Source organism: Nostoc sp. EspVER01 (assembly GCF_034530635.1).
Classification (GTDB): domain Bacteria; phylum Cyanobacteriota; class Cyanobacteriia; order Cyanobacteriales; family Nostocaceae; genus Nostoc.
Genome location: NZ_JAVRCS010000056.1, coordinates 1 through 16,891, shown reverse-complemented (window position 1 = coordinate 16,891; position 16,891 = coordinate 1). Strand labels below are relative to the sequence as shown.

Annotated in this window: 11 protein-coding genes; 9 read left to right on the top strand and 2 right to left on the bottom strand. The window is 39.9% G+C overall.

Features of this window, described 5'->3' with window-relative positions:
• Nucleotides 1–44: 44 nt before the first annotated feature.
• Nucleotides 45–470 carry a nucleoside deaminase gene (locus RMX69_RS27605; protein WP_289797545.1) on the bottom strand — a complete coding sequence of 142 codons (426 nt, stop codon included), beginning with the start codon at nt 468–470 and terminating at the stop codon, nt 45–47.
• 88 nt (nt 471–558) lie between these two features.
• Here RMX69_RS27605 and RMX69_RS27600 point away from each other — a divergent pair, with 88 nt between their 5' ends.
• Nucleotides 559–1,350: an ion transporter gene (locus RMX69_RS27600; RefSeq protein WP_289797546.1), complete on the top strand. Its 792-nt coding sequence runs from the start codon at nt 559–561 to the stop codon at nt 1,348–1,350.
• 120 nt (nt 1,351–1,470) lie between these two features.
• Here RMX69_RS27600 and RMX69_RS27595 read toward each other — a convergent pair whose 3' ends face one another.
• The gene (locus RMX69_RS27595; RefSeq protein WP_322639325.1) at nt 1,471–3,612 is read right to left on the bottom strand and encodes a tetratricopeptide repeat protein; all 2,142 of its coding nucleotides are present in this window, start codon (nt 3,610–3,612) and stop codon (nt 1,471–1,473) included.
• A gap of 252 nt (nt 3,613–3,864) precedes the next feature.
• Here RMX69_RS27595 and RMX69_RS27590 point away from each other — a divergent pair, with 252 nt between their 5' ends.
• The 8 genes from RMX69_RS27590 to RMX69_RS27555 all read left to right on the top strand — a co-directional run bounded on the left by RMX69_RS27590 (nt 3,865) and on the right by RMX69_RS27555 (nt 16,472).
• Entirely contained in the window at nt 3,865–4,563 is a 699-nt protein-coding gene (locus tag RMX69_RS27590; protein ID WP_322639324.1) for a rhomboid family intramembrane serine protease, read from the top strand.
• 315 nt (nt 4,564–4,878) lie between these two features.
• On the top strand, nt 4,879–7,503 hold the full coding sequence (locus RMX69_RS27585; protein ID WP_322639323.1) for a PAS domain S-box protein: 2,625 nt from the start codon (nt 4,879–4,881) through the stop codon (nt 7,501–7,503).
• A 778-nt stretch (nt 7,504–8,281) separates the two neighbouring features.
• Nucleotides 8,282–9,256, top strand: coding sequence for a caspase family protein (locus tag RMX69_RS27580; protein ID WP_322639322.1), 975 nt, complete (start codon nt 8,282–8,284; stop codon nt 9,254–9,256).
• Between the two features lie 124 nt (nt 9,257–9,380).
• On the top strand, nt 9,381–10,451 hold the full coding sequence (locus RMX69_RS27575) for a hypothetical protein (protein ID WP_322639321.1): 1,071 nt from the start codon (nt 9,381–9,383) through the stop codon (nt 10,449–10,451).
• Complete coding sequence (locus RMX69_RS27570) at nt 10,448–11,449, top strand: MoxR family ATPase (RefSeq protein ID WP_322639320.1); 1,002 nt, start codon at nt 10,448–10,450, stop codon at nt 11,447–11,449. Before RMX69_RS27575 ends, RMX69_RS27570 begins: the two co-directional genes overlap by 4 nt.
• On the top strand, nt 11,425–14,346 hold the full coding sequence (locus RMX69_RS27565) for a Trp biosynthesis-associated membrane protein (RefSeq protein ID WP_322639319.1): 2,922 nt from the start codon (nt 11,425–11,427) through the stop codon (nt 14,344–14,346). Before RMX69_RS27570 ends, RMX69_RS27565 begins: the two co-directional genes overlap by 25 nt.
• 120 nt (nt 14,347–14,466) lie before the next feature.
• Nucleotides 14,467–15,801, top strand: coding sequence for a 50S ribosome-binding GTPase (locus RMX69_RS27560; RefSeq protein WP_322639318.1), 1,335 nt, complete (start codon nt 14,467–14,469; stop codon nt 15,799–15,801).
• Nucleotides 15,802–16,010: 209 nt separating this feature from the next.
• Entirely contained in the window at nt 16,011–16,472 is a 462-nt protein-coding gene (locus RMX69_RS27555; RefSeq protein WP_322639317.1) for a hypothetical protein, read from the top strand.
• Nucleotides 16,473–16,891: the final 419 nt, after the last annotated feature.

Here is a 16,891-nt window from a genome sequence, read left to right as displayed (position 1 = left end):
CGTAGATTCACGATTTTAAAATAAGTCAGTAATCTAAATTCAGCTTATTTAAATAATTCCAAACATTCATTTTTTAAAACATCTTTTGTTACTTTTATTTTCCGAAATGACTTATCGATTACCTCTTCACAAGATATATTAATTTGTGATTGATTTACTGAAATTAAATCTTGAATTGAAGCACCATATATAATTTCTGATAAACCACTCCAGACACAAGCAGTTGCACACATCGGACAAGGTTCGCCAGTTGTATATATGCTATAACCTTCTAAAGAGGGATTTTTCAGTTTAGCTGTTAAACTACGAATAGCATTGATTTCTGCATGGGCTGAAGGATCGTTGTCTCTCCTCACAGTATTATGAGCTACGGCAACGACTTCGTTATCTTTAACAATCACTGCACCGTAGGGTGCATCACCTTCTTTCGCTTCTGCCAATGCTAAACGCATAAAAGATTCTGGGTTCATATAAGCTGAGATTAACATAAGGATAATGGTTAATAATATCGTATTTCTAATGTTATAACTGGGAATTAAGATGTATTAATAGTCGAATATGTTACTGAGCAGACAAGAAACAGAGTTTTACTTAGAAGACCTAGAAACACCAATAGGTAAAGCAATTAATTTAACCCTTGCCTCTTTGGTGCTGATATCATCAGGAATTTTTGTGGCAGAAACATATAATATTCCTGATTATATGCGGTTTCAGTTAAATGTAGCTGATACTGCGATCGTCATCATCTTCGCTGTGGAATATTTGCTTCGCCTGTGGAGTGCGGAAAACAAAATTAAGTATATTTTTAGCTTTTATTCGATTATTGACTTAATGGCAATTCTGCCATTTTTTCTAGGCATGGTGGATATTAGCTTTATCCGACTATTACGATGGTTTCGGATTTTACGATTAATTAGATTTATAGATAGGAAATTTTTATTCGCCAGTGTCAGCACCGAAGATGGAATGATTTTTGCGCGAATATTATTTACATTATTTGCAATTGTTTTTATTTACTCTGGCTTAATTTATCAAGTCGAGCATCCGGTTAATCCTCAAAATTATGGTACTTTTTTGGATGCATTCTATTTTTCTGTTGTCACAATGACAACTGTAGGATTTGGTGATGTTATTCCAATTTCGGAAACAGGACGCTTGCTAACAGTATTGATGATTTTTACCGGAATTGCACTGATTCCTTGGCAAGTAGGCGATTTAATTAAGCGAGTGGTGAAAACTGCTAATCAGGTAGAAATAGTTTGTTCAGGTTGTGGTTTAGCTTTCCATGATGTAAATGCTGGGTTTTGTCAGAGGTGCGGGACTAAGTTACCTAGTCGCAGGATTGATTAAACATCTGGTGAAATTAAATATGCATTATCCACAATCCTTGGAGAGATGTAGCACTGCTACGTCTCTCCATTCTTTTTAACTCCTATAGGATATCTCCCTTGATGAAAACCCAGGTTCAGTTTAGGGCGTCGTCTGCGGTGGATTGGTGGAATTAGGAAATGGAAGAGTTGGTACAATTACAGGTACAGGTACAGGTTTTGCTTTTTCGCCTTGCAGTTGAATTTTGGCTTGATTGCGACCGTCTATTGCTTGTTGGTAATTAGGCTTGTATTTTATTGCTCGATCGTAAGAAGCGATCGCATCCTGATACCGTTTCAAATTTAATAGAGCATTGCCTCTACTATACCAGCTTTCAGAATGGTCTACTTTATAACGAACTGCCTTATTATAAGACGCGATCGCATCTTCGTATTTCTGCAATATGTATTGTGAATTCCCTAAATTATACCAGAGTTGATAGTTATTTTGCTTAAGCGTTGCCGCTTTATTATAAGCTTTTATTGCTTCTTCATAGCGTTGGTTTTGATGCAGCGACCATCCCAAATTATACCATGCTTGATAACTTCTCGGACTGTATTTAATTACTTGATTAAAAGATTCAATCGCTTCTGGATAACGTTGTAGATTCAGCAGTATATTACCTCTAGACATCCAAGCTTGGTAATAATCTGGTTGATATTGCACCGATTTATCATAAGCTGCAAATGCATCTTGATAGCGTTTTAAATTGACTAGTGCATTCCCCAAATTATACCAAGCTTGCTCGTAGTCTGGTTTTAAATCGACGACTTTTTGATAGGCTGCGATCGCTTCTTCATATTGCCGAGAATTCTGCAAAGCTAATCCTTTTTTATACCAAGCTTCGTAATTATCTGGTTTGAGTTCAATTGCCTTTTCATAAGATTTAATTGCTTGATCGTATTGGTCTAAATTACTGAAAGCTTCACCTTTAGCATTCCAGACTTCTGAGTTGTCATTTTTTAATTCTAAGGCTTTATCAAAAGAGGCGATCGCTTCTTGATATCGCTGTAAATTTCCCAATACAGTACCACGTCCAATCCAAGCATCTAAATAATCTGGCTGAATTTGAATTGCTTTATCATACGCCACTAATGCATCTTTGTATTTTCTTAATTTATTTAGTGTTTTGCCTTGACCATTCCAACCTTGAGCATAATCTGGTCTAAGATTAACGGCTTTTTCATATACTTCTAGCGCGTCTTGATAGCGTTGTAAATCAAAAAGCGTATTTCCTTGTTTAGATAATTCTATAGCATTATTTGAATTAATGTAATGCCAAATAAATATTGATGCTACTCCCCCAATAGCAATAAAAAATATTGTTAGTAAAACTTTACTTAAAATACCTTTTTTTTGTTTAGGTTTGTTGATATTTTTTGGTGGAGGAGGAGGAGTTAACGCTATTGTTTGGGTGGGTGGTTGTCTTAACTCTTTCAGCGCTTGTAATGCCACCGTTGCCGAAGGATAGCGTTGCCGAAAATCGTAGCAGACCATTCTATCTAAGAATTTAGCAAATTCTGGTGTTACCGTGGCTTGGTCATGCCAGATAATTTCATTAGTATCAGCATCTTTTACTATTTCCTCTGGTGATAATCCAGTGAGAGCTTGAATAGCAATTATTCCCGCAGCATAGATATCACTACTTAATTTTGGCGTACCATGAGCTTGTTCGCCAGGAATATATCCAGGCGTACCAATAGCTACTGTTGCGATAGTTTGGCCTTGGGGAGTAATAACTTGAGTTGCAATTTGTTTAACTGCACCAAAATCAATTAAAATTAATTTGCCATCTGGTTGGCGTCTGAGGATATTGTGGGGATTGACATCACGATGAATTACATTCTGTTGATGGACAAATTCTAAGATTGCTAAAAGTTCTTGTAAAAGTGAAATAACTTCTTCTTGACTGAGGATTTTACCTGATGTTAATTCTTGACTCAGGTTATGACCTTCGATTAATTCCTGTACTAGATAGAATTCGGCATTTTCCTCAAAATAAGCTAAAAGTTGGGGAATGCGATCGTGAGTTCCTAATTTATACAGAACTTGTGCTTCCGTATCAAATAAACGCCTAGCTGTTTCCAAAGTTACCGGATCGCTGGCCTGGGGTTTGAGTTTCTTAACAACACATAGAGGTGAACCAGGTAATTGGGTATCACAAGCCACAAAAGTTTCACCAAAACCCCCACCTCCCAAGTTACTAATAATTTGGTATCTTCCTACAAGTGTGTTTCCTAGCATCTTGTTTGCCTAGTTAAGTGCGATGCGATCTGATTTCAATCTTGCCACAGGTTAAGGGGAAGTGAGGCAGGGGAGGCAGGAGAGGCAGGGGAGCAGGGGAGGCAGGGGAGCAGAGGAGTAATGAGTAATGAGTAATGAGTAATGAGTAATGAGTAATGAGTAATGAGTTGGAGCAGGGGAAGAAGAATTATTGACAAATGACAAATGACAAATGACCAATTACCAATGACCAATGATTAATGACAAATTTATATGATTCCAATTAGTGATAATATTCGTTGTCGAAGTAAGCCAATTATTAATTACTGGTTGATTGCCATTAACTTGGCTGTATTTTTATGGGAACTTCAACTAGAGTTTAGCGGTCAATTAGGCTATTTTGTGAATACTTGGGGTATGATTCCAGCGCAGATTAGTGGAGCAGTTACCAATGCTCTCTTTTTCAACTCTGCTGCTTGGATAGTTGTCATTTGGCGGGTATTTACTCTATTTTTTAGCATATTTCTGCACGGCAGTTTTAGTCAAATATTAGGAAATTTACTATTTTTGTGGGTTTTTGGGAAAACTGTCGAAAATATTCTAGGACATGGACGCTATCTAGGGTTTTATCTGGCTGCTGGTGTAATGACAGGGGTAATACAAATTCTGGCTGAACCGAGTTTGACAGTTCCATTGATTGGGGGCAATGGTGCGATCGCAGCTATTTTAGGAATATACGTTATGAAGTTTCCTAAAGCTAAAATTGATACTGTTTTGCCGCTAATAATCTTGTATATCCCTATCCAACTACCAGCCTTTATATATATATTTTGGTGGTTTGTTCAACAATTTTTTTATGGTATCGGTAGTTTAAATATTCCTCCTGTTGGCGTAAATCAATCGGGTGTTGTCTTCTTAGGTCAGGTTGTGGGATTATTAGTTGGTGCAGCTTTGATTCGATTTAAGAGATAAACTTTTTTATTTAACTATCTAGCTATTTTTTAGGGTGGGCACTATTAACTAACTCATGTCATAAAGCTCAATTTTGATGTTTTTGATAGTGCTTACCCTAAATTTATCGAAACTAATATATACCTTTTGGCTGAAATTACTCAACTGTTTTTGCTTAATAGTAAAGTATTCAAATAGTAAAATGATAATTGTAATTATTTTTTAATTTTTATGTAACCTTTGATAGATTACATTTGATAGTTGAAAAAATCATAGATCAAACTAGGAGATACTTACTCTTCAAATCGATATTGTGAAATATTAGCGGTGTACAATATGCAAAATATTAATAAAATAAACTTTCAACTCACTGATGAATTAGCAGTTTTGCAGCAGCGAGTAGCTGAGTTAGAGCAATCAGAAAGATTTTATCAACAAAGGCAAGCAGCACTTGAAGAACAATTAACAGAACTCAAAAGAAAGCTGCCAGTAGAAGCAGAAAATCCTCACATTGAAGTTAAGGAAACATCTGTACATCTCAATCTGCCAACAGAAGTAGCAGTAATTTTAGAGCAACTCCAACAAGAAAGTGCGGCGCGTCAGCAGTTAGAAGTACTTCTCAGAGAGAGTGAAGAACGGCTGAGGCTAACTCTAGATGTATCCCAGATGGGTTTGTGGGATTGGAATATTGTTACCAATCAAGTCATCTGGTCAGAAAATTATAAACTGCTTTTTGGTGTACTTCCAAGTAGTTCTGATAGTCCTTATGAGACGTTTCAAAAGTTCGTTCATCCTGAAGATAGCCAATCTGTAATGCAAGCGATCGCTCACGCTTTGGCACAAAAGACTGACTACAATGATGAATTTCGTATAGTTCGCTCAGACGAAAGTACACATTGGATTTCTGCCAACGGAAAATTTATCTATAACGCTCAAGGACAAGCGGTGCGAATGATCGGTGTTTGTATGGAAACTACTGTGTGTAAACAGGCAAAAGAAAGTACTCGCGAACTCACAACACAAGTCCAAGAACAGGCAAATATTTTAAATGCCATTCTCACCGCCTCAGTCGATCATATTTATATTTTTAATCGCCAAGGTTGCTATGAGTATGTCAGCCGTGATGGAGCAACTATACTAGGTTTAAATCCCCAAGATATTATCGGCAAAACGTTGCCAGAACTGGATTTACCCGCAGACCTAATCACGCAGGTAGATAATCAACGAGAAGCTGTGATGAAAACTGGACAGCCGCTCAAAGATGAGTGTAAATATGTTACTCGTGATGGCGTACATTATTATGAATATATTCTCACACCATTACGAAATGTTGACCAAACTATTGAAGGCGTAATCGCTGTTTCTCGCGATATTACTGAACACAAACGGGCAGAAAAGACTTTACGCGAAAGTGAAGCACGATTTCGGCGTTTGTTTGAATCTAACTTGATTGGGGTCGCTTTTTGGAATGTGCATGGTTTTGTGATTGATGCCAATGATGCCTTTCTGCAACTAGCTGGTTACACTCGTGATGAGTTTGCTACTTTAAGCAGAATTAATTGGAAAGAACTTACTCCTGTTGAGTATCAGGATTTAGACGATCGCGCCATTTTGGAAGTGCAAACCACTGGAGTTTCTAAAATTTACGAGAAAGAATATATCCATCGCAACGGCAAGCGAGTACCGATTGTTTTGGGGATAGCTTTGCTGAATGACTCTCAAGAACATGGTGTTGCTTTTGTACTGGACATCACCGAGCGTAAATTAGCTGAACAAGAATGCGATCGCCTACTAGAGTGCGAAAAGACAGCACGGCAACAAGCAGAAATCGCCAACAAAATTAAAGATGAATTTCTAGCGGTTCTCTCTCACGAACTGCGAACCCCACTCAACTCCATTCTAGGATGGTCGAAAATGCTGCGGACTCGCAAGTTTGATGAAAAAACTACTCATCACGCCTTAGAAACCATTGAACGCAATGCGAAGTTACAAACCCAGCTAATTGAAGATTTGTTGGATGTATCGCGCATTCTCCAAGGAAAATTAAACTTGAATATCTGTCCAGTCAGCTTGGTAATGGTAGTTGAAGCAGCGCTAGAAACAGTAAAACTAGCAGCACAAGCCAAGTCAATTCAAATTCAGACCTTATTTGATACCAATTTGGGACAAGTGATGGGCGACCCAAATCGGCTGCAACAAGTTGTGTGGAACTTGCTTTCTAATGCGGTAAAATTTACACCAACAGGAGGACGAGTGGAAGTTCGACTCATGGAAGCTGATAGTCAGGCTCAAATTCAGGTCAGCGATACAGGTAAGGGAATTAGCCTAGATTTTTTGCCTTACGTGTTCGATTACTTTCGCCAAGCTGATGGCACAACTACACGGACATTTGGTGGGCTAGGTTTAGGACTAGCGATCGTGCGTAAAGTTGTAGAAATGCATGGGGGAAATGTTCAAGCCGAAAGTCTTGGAGAAGGACTGGGTGCAACCTTCAGTGTCGAGTTACCGCTTTTAGTTAGAAGCGAACAGGTTCGGGGTGAAGAGAATCAGTCTTCATATTCTGAGCCGGAATCCTTGCTACTTGCAGACACTCAAGTTTTGGTAGTGGACGATGAACCAGATATCCGCGATTTAATTACCTTTATTTTGCAAGACTACGGCGTGCAAGTAACTGCCGTATCATCAGCACAAGAAGCACTACAAGCACTATCTGAGTCGATACCAGATGTTTTAATTAGCGATATTGGAATGCCAAAAACAGACGGTTATATGCTGATGCGGGAAGTGCGATCGCGATCGCCTGAACAAGGAGGAAACGTACCAGCGATCGCTCTGACAGCCTATGCAGGGGAAATGAATCAGCAGCAAGCATTAGCCGCAGGATTTCAAATGCATATTTCCAAACCAGTCGATCCAGATGAATTGGTACAAGCGATCGCTGATTTGATTGAGCCAAAATGATATAGATTAGTAATTATGTTCGTCTTTTGAACAGTTGGCGAGCGCACTTCTGGAAAAACTTTGCGCTCTACTGATTTACCGTTATTTCATTGCCGAATCGGAAGAAATGCGATCGATGAAAGCATTCCCAAAAAAGGTCATTAATGGGCAAGTGTAAGGGGCGAAAGGTTAATTTTGCAGTGCGAAATTTTGATTTTACACAATAGACCTCTTGCAAAAGTCCCTAATACCCCACCCCCGGAGGCAGGGTGGTTTCATACAACCAGAGAAAAACTAAAAGTGGATTTCAAAGCCTTTCCCCCTGTGGGGGAGAGGAATGGAAGTGAGGGAAGAAACCTGGACACAAAACGAGAAATCAAGGCTTATGTATTTTTCTTTTTTCGTATGAAACCACCCTGGCCTTAGTAAGGGGAGGGGAGCGTTTCCTTTACTCAAATGCGGGATGGGGTTCTTTATTTTTGATTTATGCAAGAGACTCCATGAACTGCGTTCACAAGGAACAATGAAAATACCTCTTCCCTGTTCCCTGTTCCTTATTTTTAAGGCAGGTCTAATATCATTTTTGGAGAAGTTAGTAAATCAATAAAGCGTACTCTGCAATATTAGTTTCTAACGTGTCCCAATTTATAATCTTGGCGGCCACCCTAATAGGCGATTTTTTACGGATGAGGGAGCAAGCGTTACTGAGTGACACCTTTCACAATCTTGCAAAAGATAGTATGCTCAATTTGTATCAAAAGCTCACACATTAACGTATTTTATCGGAGCGAATGCAAGTATGACCCAAACCTTCAGACAAGGATATGCTGTTATTGTCGGAGTAGGTTACGATTTGCCTGTCACAATTGATGATGCTACTGCCGTTGCGAATCTACTACGCAATTCATCTCGTTGTGCCTATCCTACTGAGCAAGTACGTTTGCTAACTGGTGAAGAAGCAACTGCTACAAATATCTTATCTGCTTTAAGTTGGCTGGCTGATGTAACTGGAAAAGATGATACAGTTATCGTTTACTTTTCCGGTCACGGAATGGAAACACCAGATTATTATTTAATACCTTACGGATACAATCTGGAAAATTTGCAGGATACAGCGATTCCTGGGTCAGTATTCACCGAACGTTTGCAAGCTATTCAGGCAAAGAAATTACTGGTACTCCTTGATTGCTGCCATGCTGGTGGACAAGCTGAAGCAAAGGGAGCAATCAAATCACCTTTACCACCATCAGCGATCGCGCAATTAGGAAGCAGCAGTGGTCGAGTTATACTAGCTTCGTCACGCAAAGATGAAGTTTCTTGGACAGGCAATCCCTATAGTCAGTTTACAGCAGCTTTATTAGAAGGGCTAGCTGGCTATGGAGCATTTGAGCAAGACGGCTACTCCCGTGTATTGGATTTGGCAATGTGGGTAGGACGCAAAGTTCCAGAACGGACAGATGACAAACAACACCCCATTATTAAAATTAGCAATTTAGAAGATAATTTTGCTTTAGCTTGGTATGCTGCGGGTGAAAAAAGACCTTATCCGCTACCAAATTGGACAGCTAATATTCCATCAATCACACCAGGGTTGGATACCGCTCAAGTGGCTACCTGGAAACGAATGTTAACTAATTATCGGAAAAACCTACAACTGATCGATGAGCGGATGAGTGAGTATATTGATTTCACTACTATTCCACTACAACTAAAGAATAATCTAGACTCGACACAAAAGAAGATTGCAGAGTTGGAAGAGAAACTAGGGATGTAAGTAAATACTGCTCGGTTAAGCCTCTTTTGGGCATTATAGACAACGATATTTCAAGGGTTTTAGCCTACTTTATTTACTTGATCGAGCAGTATTGGGATGTAAGTTTAAACATAATGCTAAAGTAATGACTCAAGAAGAAATCACGTCTATTGAGAGACAGATAGCCAATATTAAAAAGAATTTGCTTGATATTGATGAAACTATATCCGAATATCCAGAAAAAGAAAAAATTCCATTACATTTAAAAAGAAATAAACAAGAGCATGAACAAGAATTGCAAAAGCTGCATGAGCGACTTATAACTATTGCGCCCACTTCAGTAGCCTTACCTAAGCATCTTTATGTACTACCTGATTACCTCAATCGTAGCGCACAAGAGTCCGCGCTTAGTGCTGCAATCAATAATCTAGCTCAGATGAAAAATCAGCCAATACTTTGTATTTTTCATGGTGATGAACATCAATGTCACAGTCCATTTTCTGAACGTTTAATAAAAAGTTATATTCCTGAATTGCTTGATATTCAAGATTCTGAAAAAACCAGCATTAAATGCTATTATCCAAGCTTCCCTATAAATTTTAAAGATAGAGATAAATTTAATTATATGCTTCAACAAAGTTTAGCTAAAAATATAAATGAAGTTAGTCGAAATGTATCCGCTAAAATAATCAATGATTGTTTAGCTAAATACCCCGGGCCAGTCATATTATATATACATCTTTTAGCTGATGATTTACCGAAATCTAGTTTAAAATTCACTCTTGATAGTTTTATAGACTTTTGGGATAAATGGCCTCCTCTTGCTGAAAAACAGCAATTAATCGTGTTTTTATCTATTAAATATTTTCAGAAAAAAAAGCGTTTAATTAATTTTTCATTCGACAAAAATGATATTTCAATGATTATTGAAAAACATTTACCTACTCAATTATCTAGTTGTAAGAGATTGATTGGCATAGTTTTGCCAAAACTTGAAGGAATTACTAGACATGAAGTAGAAGAATGGGCACATGTTCAGTGCAGAAACCATTTCTTGGAACAAGTAGATTTCAACCAATATATTGAGTCGAAAATTCGAGAAATCTTTGAACAGTACAAATCAAATGATTCACCTAAAAAAATTCCTATGGAATATTTAGCATTTAAATTGAGAAGTATTTTGGGTGAATACATTAGAAGGAGCAAAAGCACATGAAGTTTCCCTTTTATCTTAGTGATGGCAAAAAGCGAAGTGATGTACCGGCAACTTTGCCTGTATCACGGCGTTCCCAGATAATGAACCCAAAAAACTATATTGCAGATCCTGGACTGGTTGATGCTTGTAATATTGCTCTGCTTCTGGGACAGCCCCTCTTACTGACCGGAGAACCAGGTACTGGTAAAACCCAGTTTGCCTATAGCGTCGCTTGGCAACTTGGTTTTGAAAAACCACTCAAATTTGAAACTAAATCTACAAGTACTGCTCGTGATCTATTTTACACTTATGATACTTTGAGACAATTTCAAGATGTACAGAATGGTATAAAAGATAGAAGTTCTCTCAACTATTTGACATATCATGCTTTGGGTAAAGCAATTTTGCTCACTAAAGAAAAGTCAGAAGTTGCGAAACTGCTTCCACCAGATTTTGAGCATCCTGGTAAAAGACGCTCCGTAGTTCTCATTGACGAAGTAGATAAAGCACCCCGCGACTTCTCTAACGATATTCTCAACGAATTGGAACACCTGTATTTTCGAGTACCAGAACTAGGTAACGTCGCAATTGAAACTAATCCCGAATTACAGCCTATTATTATTATTACCAGTAATTCTGAGAAAGACCTTCCAGATGCCTTTTTACGGCGTTGCATCTATTACAATGTCCCCTTTCCAGAGAAGGAGCGTTTACGAGAAATTGTTACTAATCGATTAGATTTAGACCCTCACAGAAGCAATGATTTTCTTACCACGGCATTGGATCTGTTTTACAAACTACGACACTCATCAAGTGGCTTACGCAAGAAACCAACGACTGCTGAACTTTTGGGTTGGATGATAGCACTGCGAGAAATATCTTTCCCCAAGGATGCAGAGAATCCACTTAAAAACCCTGAGTTAGCTCTACCAACACTTAGTAATTTGATCAAAAGAGCAGAAGATCAAGACAAGGCTCAGATCATAGTTAAAACATGGATAAGCAACCGCAAGAAGTAAATCTAGAACGGCTAAATTTAGAAAAGCTAATCGAGTTCATCGATGAGCTACGAGAGGCAGACTATCAAATCGGTACATCGCAGTATATTGCCGTCCAAAATCTGATACTTACGCTTATTGCTCAAGGAGATAATCTAGATCGTCCTCAGAGATTTAAAACTCTTCTTAGTCCATTGCTTTGCCACTCACCTACTGAACAAGAAGATTTCTATCAACGATTTGACCAATGGCTGAAACGCATGGGTTTTATCGTGAACAATGCTGTACCAATAGACACGAAGGCAGAAGAACTACGGCAGGTGTTGCGGAAACTTAAGAACCAGGAGCGGAAATGGTGGTGGTTTGCGATAATTGCTCTTCTTGCGTTTGTAGGTGTGCTTTTTGTCAGAGCAATGCCGTTCCAGCCTAAACTTCTAATAGCTAAACCTTCAATATTTCAAACTAGCAAACCTATACCTCTTCAGCCTAAACCTTCAATACCTCAAACTAGCAAACCTACACCTCTTCAGCCTAAACCTTCAATACTTCAAACTAGCAAACCTACAGATAAAAGCCAGGTTACACAATGGCAACTCATAGTGTTAGTACTGTTTCTACCAGTTTTTATCTTTTTCGTTTGGCAATTTTGGTGGTCTTTTCAAGCGTATCGATTTCTAGCGCGTCATTCGACCAATCAACAGCCTGAATTAGAGGAAGTGTCTATTGCTGGTTTGGATGAGGAATTGTTTCCCAAAGTTTTGTTTTTACATATCGCTCAAGATTTTAGACGACGTATCCCAATTTCATCCCACGAACTCAATGTTAAAAAAACGGTAGAAAAGAGTGTGCAGTTAGGAGGTTACTTCACTCCAGTATATAGTTATCGTCAGCTTCTCCCTGAATATCTGGTGCTAATTGATCGCACTAATTACAATGACCACCAGGCGAGATTTGCTAAAGAAATAATTGACAGGTTAAGCCAAAATCAGGTTTCTCTCATAGGCTACTACTTTGATAGCGATCCACGCGTCTGCTTTCCAATGACAGGTAAAGGGACTCCCCTCACCCTGTACGAAATTGCCAGAAAATACAGTCACTATCGCCTGATTCTATTCACAGATGCTGAAGGGTTGTTTAGTTCGCGTACTGGTGAACTGGAATCTTGGAACCATCTGTTTACAAAATGGAGCGATCGCGCTATTTTAACTCCAAAACCCTCAGAACACTGGGGATATCAAGAATTGGAATTATCCTGGCAGTTCGCTGTTCTACCCGCTACATCTGAGGGGTTGATAAATTTGGTACATAGTACTAAATATGAAGAATTGCCTTATACACCTTCAGAGAATTTTAGGGCACCTTTTCCAGAAATATTGAGAGTGCGATCGCGTCGTTGGATTGAACGAGATCCTCCGGAATCATTGCTAATTGATGAGGTTTTAAAATCTCTCCAAGGCTATTTAGGTGAATCTGGTTATCGCTGGTTGAGTGCTTGTGCTATCTTTCCACAAATGCATTGGAATCTCACGCTCTACTTGGGCTATAACCTCAGCACAAAAGATGAATCTACCTTGCTCCAAGATTCTCAGATCACTGATCTAGCTCGCTTGCCGTGGTTCCGGGATGGTTATATGCCTGACTGGTTGCGGATACGTTTGATTTCCGAAATTCCCCGTCCAGAGGAACAAAAGATCCGTTTAGCAATTGAAGCGTTGTTAGTGACTTCTGTTCAAGGCTCTGTTGGATTTCTGCAATTAGAAATTGCCAAGAAGAACGTTTACATGCTTTCCATGTTGGCTCAACCGCTGCTTCGTTTGCTGGCTAAGAAAGCACCTAAAGATAGTCTTTTGAAAGACTACATTTTTCAGGAATTCATGGCTGGTAGACAAAAAAAGCTAGCAGTTCGGATGCGAAAAGCTTCGCGGAATGTACTCTCTTCCAAAAGAACACAATGGCGGCTTTGGCTTCAATGGTTCTTAGTCACTACCTTAAGTCAAGCTTTCGGTTGGGGTGTAGGGTGGTTGGGTGAGTCAATTATTATGCTGACTCTATCATTAGCTTTTAGTGGAGTTATAGCGGGAGTTATACAGCTGTACATCTTGATCTTGTATGTACCAGAGTATGTAGCTAAGAGCAGTCGCTGGATATTAGCTAGCTGGATACTGACCAACTCAATCTCAAGGATCGGCTTATTATTTGCCGTAATTGTAGCTTTCGTAAAAACCGGAACCTTCGCTGGAGAAGGATCTGTAGCCTTAGCCTTAACTATAACTGGAGCCGTAGTCTTAGCCTTAGGGGTAGCCTTAGCTGGATCTGGTGCCGTAGCCTTTAGCGCAGTCTTAGCCGCAGTCTTAGCCATAGTTTTAGGCTTAATTGGAGCCTTAAATTTAGCCTTAATCGTAGCTGTAGCCGGAGGTATAGCTATAGCCGGAGTAATAGTCTTAGCCATAACCGGACCCATAGCCAAAGCCATAGCCCAAGCCTTAAATATAGCTCAAGCTAAAGCCGAAGCCTTAGATATAGTCTTAGCTAAAGCCGAAGCCTTAGCTGGAGCCGGAATCTTAACCGGAGCCGGAATCTTAGCTTTAGCTGGAATCTTATCTGGAGACAGAATCGGAATCTTAGCCGGAGTCATAATCTTAGCTGGAGTCAAAATAATTCAATCGCAGATATTAGATGGAATCTTAAACCAGACTGTATCGTTGTATGGGGTATGGACGTTATCGGGCATCTTCGGTGATGCTGTTAGCTGTCTAGCTATCCCAGTAGCCTATGGAGTTACAAACTTCATAGAAAATTATGTAAGTACTTCCGTGGCAAAAATCGCTTTCGGGGCTACTCTGGGAACTGGATCGGGGATTGTATCAGGAGCAATTACAGGCACTGCATTGTTTTGGCTATTGCGAAAACGTCAGTAGACCGAAAAGCTGTGTATTATATCCAAACGAGAACCGCTACATAACACTACTAAAGGTACTAGTTATCCCTTTGAAAATCACTATAAGATGACAAAAAGGGTCTTCTATGTTTGGATGAAAATGACTGAGCAACGTGATGCTGACTTACCATCAACTGATTCTCAGCAATTGAGCGAACCGACCGACAAAACGATTACCAAGTCGGCCGATAATTCCTGGACAAATCAGATTGGTGGTGTGTGGAACAAAGCAACAACACGTCTAACCCAACTTCTACCCGTAGAACAAGTGGCACGGACAGTTGTGGAATGGTTTAGTGTGAGTGATACTCAGGTTGCAGAGATTTTAGAGAAAATCCGAGCCGAACTGCCAACTACAGAAGCCCTCTTAATTGGTAAACCCCAAGCCGGAAAAAGTTCTATTGTGCGCGGATTGACGGGAGTTGCTGCTGAAATTGTCGGTCAAGGATTTCGCCCACACACACAACACACCCAGCGCTATGCTTATCCATCCAATGACCTGCCGTTACTGATTTTTACGGATACGGTGGGACTGGGTGATGTCAAACAAGATACTCAAACAATTATTCAAGAGTTGGTTGGCGATTTACAACAGGAAACTCGTTCCGCCAGAATCCTGCTTTTGACTGTCAAAATTAATGATTTTGCAACTGATACCCTACGACAAATTGCTCAACAGTTGCGCCAGAAGTATCCAGACATTCCCTGTCTGCTGGTAGTCACCTGCTTGCACGAGGTTTATCCTGGCAATATCGTCGATCATCCCACTTATCCGCCAGATTATGAAGAAGTCAACCGCGCATTTGCGGCAATGCAACAAGCCTTTGCCGGAATAAGCGATCGCTCTGTACTCATTGACTTTACCTTAGAAGAAGATGGCTACACTCAAGTATTTTATGGTTTAGAAGCACTGCGAGATTCCTTAGCAGAACTACTCCCACAAGCAGAAGCCCAAGCGATTTATCAGCTATTAGATCGAGAAGAAGTTGGGAAGCAAATTGGCAATCTTTACCGAGATGCTGCACGCCGTTATATTTTGCCATTTGCGATCATGTCTGCAACTCTAGCGGCTGTACCTCTGCCATTTGCGACAATGCCCGTACTCACTGCCTTGCAAGTATCAATGGTGGGACTGTTGGGTAAATTATATGGACAGACAGTTACTCCATCTCAGGCGGGAGGCGTTGTGAGTGCGATCGCAGGTGGTTTTTTAGCACAGGCAATTGCACGGGAGTTAATTAAATTTATACCAGGTATTGGGAGTGCGATCGCAGCCTCTTGGGCAGCCGCTTATACTTGGGCACTAGGGGAAGCAGCCTGTGTTTACTTTGGCGATTTAATGGGAGGTAAAAAACCCGATCGCCAGAAAATTCAGTTGGTGATGCAAGAAGCATTTAAGGCAGCGCAAGAAAGGTTTAAGGAAATTAAACGTTAGGAGGAGTTGCAATCCGGTTCGGGTGATTACAATATCTGAAGGCTACGGTGTACACACAAGTCAAATTACCCCCCTTAATCAATATCGGTGGCTAATCATATTTTCAGTTTTCAGGACTTACATTATTTATTAGTGTTGAATGTTTCTGGTATTTATTGATTTTAATTTAATTAATGCAAAGTATAACTGAATCAAAAAGGAAGTCAGAAATGGTTAATACTTTGACTGATTGTCAAATTAAAAAGGCAACAAACCGTTTTGTTATTAGTACTGCGGCAATGGCTGTTGCTTGCAGTAGCATTGCTTTAACTCCAGCTAATGCTAATGCCGTTATTCGTGATTATTCATGCAGTAAAGGAGGTTTTACAGGCACAATTGAAATCGATTACAATCAAGGCTTAGGCGGAAGAATAGGTTCAATAATCAGAATCAACTATAAAATTAACAAGGGAAAAAATAGGGGCGGTAATAAAGCAAATGTTGGTTATAGTGACGGAGGAACCCTACCCATTAAAAAATTCTATACTGGAGATGCAGGTATCCAAGATAATAAATGGCATTACTTGGGTGGCAGCTATTCACGAGGTAGTGGTAGTATCTCTGCTAGGTTTGTTTTTGATAAAAGCTTCGCTTCCGATCCTAGTTGTACAGTGAAAATTTCATCCTACTAAAGTACGTATAATGCCGAATCATGGCGTAACTTGGAAATGCAGAAATTGCCCGTGCTATTCAGGATGTGGACAACAAGTAAGCTAATTAGCATTCAAGTTGCATAATCTGGGCGCTCATGTTGCCCACCCCACAACATATTGAGAAAATTTTCATCTGCAAATTAGATGTGTTTAGCTTACCAATAGTGCGATCGCCTACAGAAGCTTTGCCTACGCAACGATATCCATCAATATGCCGTTTTGCGTCTACGCACTCCCCAACAAACTGAAGCAATCTTTGGGTTCACGGGAACGGTCTCCGGGTTCACGGGAGCGGTCTCCGGGTTCACGGGAACGGTCTCCGGGTTCACGGGAGCGGTCTCCGGGTTCATGGGAACGGTCTCCGGGTTCACGGGAGCGGTCTCCAGGTTCATGGGAAC